Consider the following 14,107-nt stretch of genomic DNA (forward strand, 5'->3'; position numbering starts at 1 on the left):
ATTAACTTTCATCATTAAAAAACACTTTGTAATAATGCATTTTCTTTTCCTCATCGTAACCTCGTTCTAAATATTCTGCAGAAGCATCTGGTGCATCAACATCTAGCTTAATTTGAATATTAGTATCTAGTTTAATTTCCGTTTTAATCTTTTGTTTTTGCTTTTTTAGAGCAATTTCAGAAACATCAAACTGATTTCTAATGAGAACTTTATTGTCGGTTTCGTATGTTTTTTTATAATCTTCAAACAATTGTATTTGGTCTTCTTCGTCAAAAACCTCTTCTTTAAAGGTTTCAATGTTTACAATTTCATTTTCTTTGAAGAAATCAACCGTTTTTGCTAAGAAATTACTTTGTTCTTGACCACCAAAATTGGGTTGTAAAACTTCTTTAGAAAACTCTCTGCATAATTCAATGCAGTTTTTAGTGTGTTGATTACTATCGTCTGGATACCTTATGTTTAGAAAACTTTTTATCCAGTACTGTGTATCGTAAGTATTATTGTCTACACTGAAGACTATTTTGCCTTCCATGTCAGAGGTGTTCAATATTAAACAACCTTTATCAACCTTTTTAGCTTGAATGCCTTTTTGCACTAAAATATCGTAGTTGTTATCTTCTAAATAGGTCTGAAAAAATTCAGTTTTATTTTCAATTTTAAAGATGCCAATAGCATCGGTAAAGAAATCTTGGTATTGTATATTTTCAAAATGACAGATAAGGACATCACCTGTTTTTATTTGAGCTGAGTTACTTTGCTCAAATAAGTGCGTGACAATATGTTTGGAGATGTCTACAAAATCGGCATCGTCTTTAAATAATTGGTCGCTGTAAGTATTAATTTCGTTGAGACCAACATCACTATGGTGATGAAATCTGTAATTTTCGGCAACGTTACCAAAAGGTCGCAAAAGATAAGGCAAAATTAAGTTGTAAGTAGCTTCGTCAAAATGAACAATTGCATCTGAAAAGGCATTTTTTGTGCCATTAAATTTGTTGCCTACTTTATGAATAATACAGTTTTTTAAAGAAGCTTTTTGTCTTTTTATCATTTATAAAAGGTTGTCTTTAGTTTTAAACTCGCAATTAAAATAAATTCTATTTTTAGTGCATTTTGTATACTACAATTGTTTTGTCGTCACTTTGGGTAATTAGCTCTAACCCTTTTTCATTATCTAATTTTTGTAGTTCTGCAGGTGCTACACCAAATACTGGGAAATTTACTATAGGTTTTGCTTGGCTGTCGAATAAATGCACTTTTTTAGATTGTAAATCTGTAGTTGTGACGTAGATTTTATCATTTAAATAGAAGATTTCAGGTGCAGTATACTCTCCAAAATCTAAATTTAAAGTTCTAGATTTTATGTTTAACTGATTTTCGCTTAAAGTCACTAACGTTTTACTAGTTGTAAAGATATTATGTTTATCTGTGAGATTAAGATTTTTGGTGCTTACTTTTCCTTTGGTATCTATTTGCACAAGTTGTCCTAAAGTGTTGGTGGTGGTAAATTTATTTTGGTATAAATACACGTCGTTATCTGCAAATCTAATCTTATCCTTTACATTTATTCTTGTATTGCCTTGTCTGTTTAATATTTTTAAATGGTCTCCAGCTTCAAACGTAATATAGTCTTTACTACCAATCCTAAAATGTCTTGGTTGCGATGAAATTTCAGAACCGTTATTTTTATAATTAAACCCTTTAACAATTTTTCCTTTGGCATTATACATTATTAGGTTTTTACCTTGTGTTACCAATAGTCTGTAGTCTTTGTGTTTATCATAATCAAAAACCGACAGTGGTTGGGTGATTTTATTGTTAAAATTCATTGGGAAAGAGGAGACGTCTTTACCATTTCTATCTAAAACATAGACTTTATTTTCTGTTGCAAATACAAGTTGTAATCTTCCGTTTTTGTAAATATCAATTTGCTCTATTTTACCAAGAATTTTACCTTGTAATTGTTTCTTCCAGAGTATGTTGCCAGAACTAGAAATAAGGTATAAAACCTTATTAACGTCTTGTACAACTATATCATGTGCTTTGGTTATGTGGTTTTTTACGGTTTGTGGTGCTTTTAGAATAGAAGCTTCTAAAGTAGTTGTAAAGGCTTCTGTTACAGAATTTGTAGCTACTGGTTTTTTATATTTTTGGATGATACCATTAATGTGTGTATAATCGTTTTCATTTATATACTGAACAACGTTGGCGTTATAGCCTGCCATAGTTTTATTTAAAATATCTGAAATTCCTTTAGAGTCTTTATAAATAAACATTGAAGCTTCATCACTTAAATACGTATTAATAGTATTAAATCCGTCATAGTTAGCTAAAGTGTTTTCATTTAGTGCATGGGTTATTATAGATTTTAAGTTATCTATAGTAGATGTAAAAATCACGAAGTTTTCAAATATTGAAAAGTAATTAGCTTCATCAAAAGAGATAAATGGCTCTAGCTTATTTTTGAAGGTGTTCGGATTGTTAAAATTATAGATAGCTATCTCTCTAAAGTCTTCAATAAAAGATTTGTTTTCAATAGATTCTAATAATAGATTAGGGTCTAAGGTATGCAATACAAGTGCATCATCTATGTGCGCAATTTCATTAGTGAAATTTAAAAATTCAGTGTTACCATCATCTTTAGATTTTGTTAATTGATTTAGGTTGTTTTTAAAAACTATAAAATCGTCAAAAGCAATACTAGTAAGAGAACCTGTATTTTGCGGAGCAATTAATAAAGCGTTTGTTTTTTGTGGAACAGTATTTTTAAAAGCATTAAGGTAGTTTAAAGTTGAATCTTTAGTTGTTATTATTCCGTTGTAGTTTAATTTGTTGCCAGATGGTTTAAAATCGAGCAACGTAAGATTTGATGTTTTGTGGTTAAAGATGTCTGTAAATAATAATTTGGAATAATCTTTTGCATTAGATTTAAACACTACTGAAGCTACGGATTTTTTGTCTGCGGTTTCTATTAACTGAGAAAGTTCTAAATTTTCATTTTTAGAATCTATAGTCTTTAGCAATTCTAAACTATTAGAGCTTATAAATGTATTTCCTAATACTTGATGGTATAAAACAGAGTTATCAAGTGTTGTTTTCTTTATATTTAAATTAGTTAAGGTTTCTGTAGAGTAATTTTTTAAACCTTCAAGATTTAAAAGTGTGCTGTCGTTTTTGGTTAAAATTAAATATTGAGTTTCTGTAGAATCAGGTATGGCTATAAAAACTCGTTCTGTAGTATTAAATGTTTTTAAGGCTTTAGAAGCGTTTTTTATATTGTTATTATATATGGTAGAAAGGATATTATTGTTATTTAAGTTATTGATAAAATCGCCGAGCTCATTAATTTGAATAACCGCATAAGTATCATTGGGTATAAAGTGATATGGAAGTTTTGTCTTATTGTAGTCTTTTTGACAACCTAATAGAAATAGGCACATAATTGATAAAAAACCAAATCGCTTCATGGAGTATAATTAATTAGAGTACAAATATAAAAAGTTATATATCCAATTGGTATTGCTCTGGTAATAATCTGAATGATTTTCTGTGATATTTTGTAACACCATATTTTTTAATGGCAGCTCTATGTGCTTTTGTAGGATAACCTTTGTTTTGTTTCCAATTGTACATAGGGAATTCCTCATGTATTTTCTCCATGTACGCATCTCTATAAGTTTTTGCCAATACTGAAGCAGCTGCAATACTTAAATATTTGCTATCACCTTTAATTATTGTTTTGTGCGGAATAGTATTATATGGTTTAAAACGGTTGCCATCAACAATTATAAACTGAGGAGTATGTTCTAATTGGCTTATAGCGCTGTGCATGGCTTTAATGGACGCATTTAAAATGTTGATGGTGTCAATTTCGTCTTCATAAATATGTTGCAACGCAAAAGCAACACATTCTTTTTCAATTATGGGTTTAAGTAAAACTCGTTTTTTCTCGGAGAGTTGTTTAGAATCGTTTAGAATGTCGTTTTTAAATGAATCAGGTAATATAACTGCGGCTGCAGTAACAGGTCCTGCTAGGCAACCTCTACCAGCCTCATCTGTACCACATTCAAAATCAAAGGAAGAAAATCTATTTATAAGAGCCAAAATGTTAAAATTTGAACAAAGTTAAAATTTTAACGCAACCCTTTTGCAATTTTCACATCTAACTGGTGAGTTAATGCTTAGAACGGGTAAAAAATGGATAAAACCATTTACTGAAGATATCGTAAGGATGTTAACATTTTTTTAGTAAAAACCCTTGCAGATTTAATATTTAATTAAGATGTTTGCAACTAGACTAACTCAAATAATTGTTTTATGAAATTAAAATTAACATGGTTATTAACGCTATTGATGGCGTTCGTGATGCAGTTTTCTTTTGCACAAGAGAAGACGGTTACAGGTACGGTTACAACAGCTTCGGATGGATTACCCCTTCCTGGTGCAAGTGTAATTGTAAAAGGGACCTCTAAAGGTCAACAAACAGATTTTGATGGTAAATTTACTATTAAAGTTAATCAAGGAGATGTTTTAGTAATTTCTTACGTAGGTATGACGCCTGGAGAAGTTACAATAGGTGCAGGTAGTACTTATGATGTTGCATTAGAAGATGCGAGCGCTCTTGATGAAGTTATCGTTGTTGGGTACGGTACAACAACAAAAGAAGCATATACTGGTACTGCGACAAAAATTGAGGCTGAAAATATTCAGGCTAAAGCTGTGTCAAATGTTTCGCAAGCACTTACAGGTGAGGTGGCAGGTGTTTCTGTTACAACCACAAGTGGTGCGCCTGGTTCGGATTCTACAGTTAGAATTCGTGGTTTTGGTTCTATTAATGGAAATAGAAGTCCGTTATATATAGTAGATGGTGCGCCATATGCTAGTGATATATCGGCAATAAATCCTGCTGATATTGAGTCTATGACCGTTCTTAAAGATGCAGCAGCAACTTCTATCTATGGGTCTAGAGGTGCTAATGGTGTTATTGTAATTACAACTAAGCAGGGTAAAGAAGGTAAGTTTAATGTTACTGTGAATTTACAAACTAGTATTAACACCTTGTTTTTACCAAACTATGATATTGTAGAGTCTCCTGAGCAATACATTGAGTTTGCTTGGCAATCTTTAAAAACTAAAGGTGCTTTACAAGGTGAGTCTGATCCGGCAGCCTGGGCTAGTTCTGCACTATATGATGGTGTTGAAGGTATTAATAGTGCTTATAATATTTGGAACGCAGATGGTGCTGATTTAATTAATCAAGCAACCGGTCAATTTAATTCAGGCATTAGCCGTAAATTTACACCTACAAAATGGTCTGATGCTGCTTTTAATACTGGCGTTAGAACAGATGCGAACATATTAATGAGTGGTGGTAATGAGAAAACACGTTTTTCTGCGTCGTTTGGGTTTTTAGATAATGATGGATACGCTATAAATTCTAATTATACACGTTATTCAACAAGATTAAATGTTGATCACAAGCCTAACGATTGGTTAACAATTGGTAGTAATATTGCGTTAACTGGTGCCAAGTATACAAACTCTTCTAGTAATGAAGGTTCTGCAGGTAGTTCAGGTAATATATTTGCTTTAACTAATACAACACCTACAATTTATGATGTTTATTTAAGAGATACTGAAGGTAATTTAGTTGAAGATGCTATTTTTGGTGGTTATCAGTTTGACTATGGAACTGATTATGGAAGAAGAGCTTGGAATGCTACTAATGGTATAGGTGATGCTACATATGATTCTGATAGAACTGATGTAATTACAATGTTGGGTAACTTTAATGTAGGTATTCAATTTACAGATTGGTTAAAGTTTGATACAAGATATAGTGGTCAAATAGATACTTCAAATAATATTTCTGTTAACAATCCATTTTATGGAGCTGGTGCATCTAGTCAAGGTTATTTGTATAGAAGAGAACGTACTAATATCAATCAAAACTTCTTACAAATGTTAAGTTTTACGAAGTCTTTTGGAGATCATACCTTAGATGCCTTTGTAGCTCATGAATCTACTGTAGAAAGATATGATTGGTTTTCTGCGGCTGCACAACATGCTATTATACCTAATTCTACAAGTTTAGATCAGTATACAACGTCTGTAGGTCAGGCAACTAACTATACTTTAAGAACAGCATTGGATAGTTATTTTACACAATTAAATTATAACTACGGTCAAAAATATTATTTAACCGCATCAGTAAGACGTGATGGTTCTTCAAGATTTATTAAAGATAAATGGGGTACATTTGGTTCAGTTGGTTTAGGATGGGTTGTTTCTAAAGAAGGATTCTTCTCTAACATAGGTTCTGTAGATTACCTTAAACTAAAGGCGAGTTATGGTGTAATTGGAGACCAAGGTAATAATACTTTATACGGATATAGATTTTACACGATAAATACGTCAGCAGATGGTTCTATATCATATTCTCCAACTGGTGAAGCTCAAAATGACGAATTAACTTGGGAAACTTCTAAAATTGCTCAAGTAGGTTTTGAAAGTACTTGGTTTAATGGTTATTTAGATTTAGATGTTGATTATTACGATAAGAGAACAACTAACCTGTTCTTTGAACAATCGTTACCGACGTCTCCTGGAGATTCTTTTATTAGATACAATGACGGTGAATTACAGAACAGCGGTCTTGAGTTTGATGCTCATGTACATATAATTAAAGCGCACAAAGATTTTAGATTATCTGTTAATGTTAATGGAGAGATGTTCAATAATGAGATTACGGCAATGCCAAATGATTATATTACTGGTGAGCCAAAAATTATTGATGTTGCAAATACCTTATATTCTTATTCTGAAGGTCATTCAATTTATGATTTTTATATGAGAGAATGGCAAGGAGTTGATCCTGCAACTGGTTCTGCCTTATGGACGGCTTATTATAACGATGTTGATAATGATGGTATATTTAACGCTGCAAATGGTGATGAGAGTATTTCTAGCTTAACATTATATCAGTCTGAAAACCCTGATGCTAATATTAAGAAAACAGTAACATCTGTTTATGCTTATAGTGATGAAACTGAATTAGCGGCAACACAAAGTTATATCGGAAAATCTGCTATTCCTAAAATTAGAGGTAGTTTCCGTTTAAACGCGGGGTATAAGGATTTTGATTTATCAGCGCAATTTGGATATAGCTTAGGTGCTTATGTTTATGATACTGGTTATGCTAGATTGATGGATGGTAGTGATTTAATTGGTACGTCTAACTGGCATACTGATATGTCAGAGGCTTGGACACAACCAGGTGATATAACTAATGTTCCTAGAAATTCAGCGGGTATTGCTGCAGATACAAGAGCATCTTCTGTTTCTTCTCGTTGGTTAACAAAAGGTGACTATTTATCATTAAACAATGTTAGACTAGGTTATAATTTACCGTCGGATGCTGTAGAAGCGATGGGACTTTCTTCGTTTAGCGTTTATGTATTAGGTGATAACCTAATGATGTTAAGTGCAAGAAATGGTCTTAATCCAACAACATTCTTTGGTTCTGGTAATTCTGGTATTTACATGCCAATGTCTACCTTCTCTGTCGGAACTAAGATTGAATTTTAAAAAAAAAAGATGAATATGAAAAAAAAGTTAATTTACGCAATTATGCTATCGACCGCATTGTTTATGGGTTGTAGCGAAGAGTTTTTAGAAGGAGAAAACACTAATGTGTTAACAGCTTCTGGTATTGCAGAATATTCTGCAATATACCCAGAGTTATTAGATGGTTCTTTAAATGGTATTACAAGTTTTATCATTGAGCCTTATGGAGTAAGTACTCGTCATTATGATTTTGGTCAAAAAGGAGTAGATATATGGACAGATATGGTTTGTGGAGACATGGCGTTGTCTGCAAGTGCATACGGTTGGTATAACAATACAGCTAATATGGTAGTTACTACTGACTTTACGAATGATGTTAATGATATAATTTGGCAATATTATTATAGAATTATTTCTGTTGCGAACAGTGTTATTGCTAGTAGTGGTGGTAACGACGCGGCACCTGAAACTGATGAGGGTAAAAGAATCTTAGGTCAAGCAAAAGTATATAGAGCCTATGCTTATTTTTATTTAGTACAACTTTTTCAAACAGCTTACGATCCAACAGAAGAGGTGTTACCTTTTTATAATGGAGATGTGTATAGTTTAGCCAAAGTTCAAGCTTCTGTTATATACGATCAAATTGTTAGTGATTTAACACATAGTATAACTTTATTAGATGGCTATACTAGAGATGCGAAAAACCTTGTTGATCAAACAATAGCGCAAGGATTTTTGGCATACACTTATGCAGCAATGGGTAATTATACAGACGCTAAAACTATGGCAGATGCTGTTATTGGTGCTGGTTATACGCTTAATACTGCTGAAGAATTAGCTTATCCTGGTGCTGGTTCTGGATTTAATGATTTGTCTACGTCTTCTTGGATTTGGGGTTATGATTTAACTGAAGATTTAGGACATCAATTAATTGATTGGTGGGGACAAATAGATCCATTTACATATAGTTATGCTTGGGCTGGAGATTATAAATCAATAGATGATTTATTATACTCTCAAATACCTGCAACAGATGTTAGAAGTTCGCAATTTGGTTCTGCTACTGGTAATTTACAACCAATTAATAAATTCTTTGATCCAGGTAGAACTATTGGTGGTCAGTATGTAATTACTACAGATTTAATTTTAATGAGAGTTGAAGAATTCTATTTGTTAAGTGCAGAATCAGCAGCAATGTCTGGAAATGAGGCAGCAGCTAAAGCTACAATGATTGAGTTGTTAACAAATCGTATGGGAAGTGCAGATGCTACTACTTATATTTCTGCATTGTCTGGTCAAGATTTAATTGATGAGATTTACTTACAAACAAGAATTGAGCTGTGGGGTGAAGGTAAATCGTATTTAGCAATGAAACGTAACCAAGCTACGGTAACAAGAGGTACGAACCATGTTTATCGTGCTGGAGAATCGTTTAGCTATGATTCAGATGAGATGTCATTTCAGATACCTGAAAGTGAGATTAACAACAACCCTAGTATAACTGGGCAAAACTAAAATATTAATTTAATTATGAAGAAATATTATAAATATTTTGCAGTTTTAACTGCGCTAGTATTATTCAATTGTCAAGAAGACCTAGAATCTGATTTATCTAACTTTGTCGGGTTTGAGGAAGGACCAGTTGTATATACTGTAGATAATAGTTCAACACTTACATTAGATGTAACTGTTGCGGCAAGTGAAGTTGCAAATAGTGATCGTACGTATTCAATTTACGTAGATGAAGATAACTCTGATTTATTATCAAGTTATTCTGTACCTAGTACAGTTACAATACCTGCAGGTACTAATCTCGGAACGGTGTCAGTATCTGTTACAGACGATGAGAATTTAGGTTTTGTTACCCAAACTTTAGTATTAGACTTTGTTGATGAAGCGGATACAGATTTTGGAGACCCGGTAACATTAGAGTTTACAGAAACGTGTTTAGATACTATTGTAACATTCTATCTTACCTTAGATACATGGCCAGATGAAACGACTTGGGAAATTTATGACTTATCAGATTTATCTGCACCTATAGCATCTGGTGGGCCTTATATTAATCCAGATGATGATTTTGCTGAATTATCTTTTGATTATTGTTTAGCTTCTGGAGATTATGGAGTGGTAGTATACGATTCTTATGGAGATGGTGGTCCAACCTATTCTGTATCTATCGGTGATACTGTTTTAGTAGCTGAAACTACATTAGCTGGATATAATTCTTCTGCAACTTTTAGTGTAGATTAATTTACCAAAATTTTTAATATTTAAAAGCCACCTAATTTTTAGGTGGCTTTTTTATTATTATTTTGTTTAAGCAGTATTATTTTAGATGTATATTGCATAATAATAAAATTTAAAAGAAGAATGAAACACATTTTACTTACAATTGCCCTTTTGTCTGTATGTAATTTTACATTTAGCCAAAAAGTAGAACTAAGCAATTTATCTGAACAGAATAAAGAATTATTAGAACGATTACAAATTCAAGAACAAGAAAGATTAGATCGAATAAGTTCTTTTTTGCAATTACACCCTAATGTTAAGGCAAATCGTTCTAATGAAATTAATACTATTTTTATTTATGATATTGTTAATGGAAGGCCAATTTATAAAGCTACTGATAATTTGGAAGCTAGTAAAGCAACAAAAACTAACAGGTTACAATCTGGAGGTAGTTTAGGATTAAATTTAGATGGTACAGGTATGACTGTAGGTGTTTGGGATGGAGGTCCTGCTCAAGCTTCTCATACTGAATTTATGGATCAAGGTGGAACAACATCTAGAGTCACAATTATAGATAACACCGTTGTCGATGGTGATACGGGTTTTAGTTCTCATGGAACTCATGTTTCTGGTACAGTTGGAGCAAGAGGAGTTGATTCTAATGCCTTAGGTATGGCACCTAATATTAATATTAAATCTTATAATTGGAATAGTGACGAAACTGAGATGGTTAGTGCTGTTAATGCCAGTGAAAATGCAATTATTCTTTCTAATCATTCTTATGGTGTACCTGTAGAACAAGATGATGGAACATTAGATGCATGGTGGATGGGTGCTTATACACAAGATTCGTATGATATAGATGAAATTGCTAAATCTAATCCAAAGTACTTAATAGTTGCTTCTGCTGGTAATTCAGGAACAGTTAGTTATACGGGTGGATTGTATTCTGGATACGATAAATTAACAACGGATAAAAATGCTAAAAACAATTTGGTGGTAGCTAATGCAAATCCAACTACCACAGAGCAACCAGTATTTAGTGGGAATTTTGAATTAACTAATTTGGTTATCAATAATAGTAGTAGTCAAGGACCATCGGATGATTTAAGAATTAAACCAGATATTGCAGCAGATGGTACAAATTTATTTTCACCTATTCCAACAGATAGTTATGCAACATATTCTGGTACTTCAATGGCTTCGCCAAATACAACTGGTACTTTAGCTTTAATTCAACAATATTATTTCCAATTACATGGAGAGTATATGAATGCTTCCACATTAAAAGGGTTAGTGTGTCATACTGCAATAGATGATATAGCGGCAACAGGACCTGATCCTAAATTTGGATGGGGATTTTTAGATGCGAAAGCATCTGCAGAAACGATTTTAGATGAGACAAATTCTTTAGCAGTTATTAATGAATTAACCATGACTCAAGATGAAACTTATACATTAACATTTTCTGCTCAAGCTGGTGATAATTTAATAGCTACTTTATGTTGGACAGATATGCCTGGTGATATAGTTGCAAACGGAACGTTAAATGATCAAACACCAAGATTAGTAAATGATTTAGATTTAAGGATAACAGTAAATGGTACAACTTATTTTCCATGGAAATTAGATTATTCTTCCTCTTCAGGGTTTTCTAATTCAACAGGAGATAATATAGTTGACAATGTTGAAAAAATTGAATTTGATGCTCCGGTTACAGGTGTATATACTTTAACCGTATCACATAAAGGTACGTTAGAAGGTAATGCTGTGCCTATTTTTGGACCACAAACTCAAGATTACTCATTAATAGTAACAGGAAATAATCTTACATTAGGTAATGGAGAGAATACATTGGCTAGTGATTTGGTAATTTACCCAAATCCTTCAAATGGTGCTTTTACAGTTAACTTTTCTTCAACTCAAAATTCTATTGAAGATGTAAAGATTAATATTTATGATACTAGAGGAAGAATGGTCTTTAATAAAGTATATTCAGACAATACATCATTATTTAATGCAACAATTAATTTAAATGAAGTAGAAGGTGGAATGTATATAGTTAATATTACTAAAGGGAATTCTACAACGTCTCAAAAAATTATTATTGAATAAAATAAACTATTATTTTATTTTAGAAAAGGTCAACAATTTAATTGTTGATCTTTTTTATGTTAAGTATATTGTAATTTGTTTAAGTTATACAATATATTATAGTTTACTTTGTTAGAAATTTAGAATCATTTAAATGCGTAAAAAATATTTCATAGTTATAGCTTTTTGTATGTTGACCGCAACTGGTTTTACTCAAAAAAAATTGGAAGGTGGATTATCTGGTTCTAGAAAATCTACTGGTTCAGATTCTACTGATGTTAAAGGAAATAAAGGATATGATAAACTAGCTACAATAGATATGTATGTAGCATTTAATAGCATTGTAGATACTATTGAGATGGACACCACCATATCTATAAAGAAGGACTATAAATTTAATTATTTGCAAAGAGATAATTTCGGATTAATGCCATTTGCAAATATTGGACAGACCTATAATACATTAAGTTTTAATTCTTTTAATTCTGGAACGGTTCCTTTATTTGGTGCAAGATCAAAACACTTTAATTATTTAGAACATGATGATATTAAATTTTACGAAGTTGCAACGCCATTTACAAGATTAACTTATAAAACTGCTTTTGAACAAGGTCAAATGTTAGATGCATTTTTCACGGTTAACTTAAATAAACAATTTAATTTTTCAATCGCATATAAAGGTTTGCGGTCTTTAGGGAATTATCAAAATGCCTTAACCAGTACAGGTAACTTTAGATTTACCTCTAATTATAAAAGTAAAAACAATAGGTATAATGCTAGTGGGTATATAGTAATGCAAGATTTATTAAATCAAGAAAACGGTGGTTTAAAATCTGAAGATATAAGTAATTTCACTTCTGGTAACGAAGAGTTTATTGATAGATCGGTATTTGATCCAAATTTTGAAGATGCTGAAAATATATTAGAAGGAAAACGCTTTTTTCTTGAACATTCTTATTTGCTAACTAAAGAAAGAGACTCACTTCATAAACATGAATTAAAGATTTACAATACAATTTCTTTCGAGGATAAGTTTTATGAATATACTCAGACGTCTGCAGCTGATGAATATTATGGTGAATTTTTTAATAGTAGTATAAATGATAGAGTAACGTTAGAGTATTTTAATACGTCTTTAGGTTTAAAATATAATAATGCTATTTTGGGAGATATACGTTTTGCAGTTAATTACACAGATGCAAATTATGGATATAATAGTGTTGTTCTATTAGATGAAGAATATATACCAAATCGTATAAAGTATAATTTTGTTGGCTTGGAAGGTGCTTATTCAAAAAGTTATAAGGGATTTCGTATTAGTGGTAATGGTGGTGTAAATTTATCAGACATTTATGCAGGAAGTTATGTAGAAGCAAACATTAAGTTAACTCTTAATAAAGATATTTTGATAAAGGGTGCTATTGGTGTTAATTCTAGACTACCTAATTATAATTATCTGTTATATCAAAGTGACTATCTAAATTATAATTGGTATAATTTAGATAGTTTTAATAATATAAATACGCAACAACTAAAGTTTAGTGTTTTATCCGATAAATATTTTAACACTACAGTAGATATATCAAATATAGAAAACTATACGTTCTTTAATTCAGTGGACACAACGGAAGAATTTAATGTAATTAAACCAGAGCAATATGATGAGTCCTTGCAGTATTTAAGAGTAAAAGTCCAAAAAGAGTTCAAATTTGGTAATTTCGCTTTAGATAATACAATTCTGTATCAGAATGTAATTAGTGATAGTAATGTTCTTAATGTTCCAGCTTTAATCTCTAGAAACACCATTTATTATTCAAATGAGTTTTTTAAAAAATCGATGAGGCTTCAGGTAGGTATAACCTCAAATTATTTTACAGAATATCATATGAATGGTTATGATCCGTTATTATCTGAGTTTTACACCCAAAATGAGACTAATTTAGGAGGTTTTCCTAGGTTAGATTTTTTCATCAATGCCAAAGTTCGTCAAACCCGTATATTTTTAAAGGCAGAGCATTTTAATTCTTCTTTTACGGGTTATGATTATTTTTCAGCCCCCAATCATCCCTATCGAGATTTTACAATACGCTTTGGATTAGTCTGGGATTTCTTTTTATAGGATTAGTATTGTGCACTTAGAGTTATTATAATAAAAGTTTAGGCAATAAACGATTGATACTATTGAAGAATCATGGTTAATGATTGCGCTTTATTT

Annotated in this window: 8 protein-coding genes; 5 read left to right on the plus strand and 3 right to left on the minus strand. The window is 31.6% G+C overall.

From position 1 onward, the window contains the following. Position 1 precedes the first annotated feature (1 nt). From GN138_RS10750 to GN138_RS10760, 3 genes are read right to left on the minus strand one after another with little or no spacing between them, the layout of a single operon-like run. Entirely contained in the window at positions 2-1,051 is a 1,050-nt protein-coding gene (locus tag GN138_RS10750) for a nucleoid-associated protein (protein WP_157363943.1), read from the minus strand. Positions 1,052-1,103: 52 nt separating this feature from the next. Beyond that, a complete protein-coding gene (locus tag GN138_RS10755) occupies positions 1,104-3,467 on the minus strand; it encodes a ribonuclease HII (RefSeq protein ID WP_157363945.1) in 2,364 nt (787 codons plus the stop codon). Positions 3,468-3,501: 34 nt separating this feature from the next. Continuing rightward, positions 3,502-4,104 (minus strand): ribonuclease HII, encoded by a 603-nt coding sequence (locus tag GN138_RS10760; RefSeq protein WP_157363947.1) that lies wholly within the window; start codon positions 4,102-4,104, stop codon positions 3,502-3,504. A gap of 213 nt (positions 4,105-4,317) precedes the next feature. Here GN138_RS10760 and GN138_RS10765 point away from each other — a divergent pair, with 213 nt between their 5' ends. The 5 genes from GN138_RS10765 (at position 4,318) to GN138_RS10785 (ending at position 14,011) form a co-directional block, all read left to right on the plus strand. After that, positions 4,318-7,587, plus strand: a complete 3,270-nt coding sequence (locus tag GN138_RS10765; protein WP_157363949.1) for a SusC/RagA family TonB-linked outer membrane protein — start codon at positions 4,318-4,320, stop codon at positions 7,585-7,587. A gap of 15 nt (positions 7,588-7,602) precedes the next feature. Next, positions 7,603-9,081, plus strand: coding sequence for a RagB/SusD family nutrient uptake outer membrane protein (locus tag GN138_RS10770; RefSeq protein WP_157363951.1), 1,479 nt, complete (start codon positions 7,603-7,605; stop codon positions 9,079-9,081). Between the two features lie 15 nt (positions 9,082-9,096). Continuing rightward, positions 9,097-9,819 (plus strand): hypothetical protein, encoded by a 723-nt coding sequence (locus tag GN138_RS10775; RefSeq protein WP_157363953.1) that lies wholly within the window; start codon positions 9,097-9,099, stop codon positions 9,817-9,819. Between the two features lie 120 nt (positions 9,820-9,939). Beyond that, entirely contained in the window at positions 9,940-11,913 is a 1,974-nt protein-coding gene (locus tag GN138_RS10780) for a S8 family serine peptidase (RefSeq protein ID WP_157363955.1), read from the plus strand. A 133-nt stretch (positions 11,914-12,046) separates the two neighbouring features. Continuing rightward, entirely contained in the window at positions 12,047-14,011 is a 1,965-nt protein-coding gene (locus GN138_RS10785; RefSeq protein WP_157363957.1) for a putative porin, read from the plus strand. Positions 14,012-14,107 lie beyond the last annotated feature (96 nt).

It is taken from the genome of Winogradskyella endarachnes (genome assembly GCF_009741275.1).
In the GTDB taxonomy this organism is placed as follows: Bacteria; Bacteroidota; Bacteroidia; order Flavobacteriales; family Flavobacteriaceae; genus Winogradskyella; species Winogradskyella endarachnes.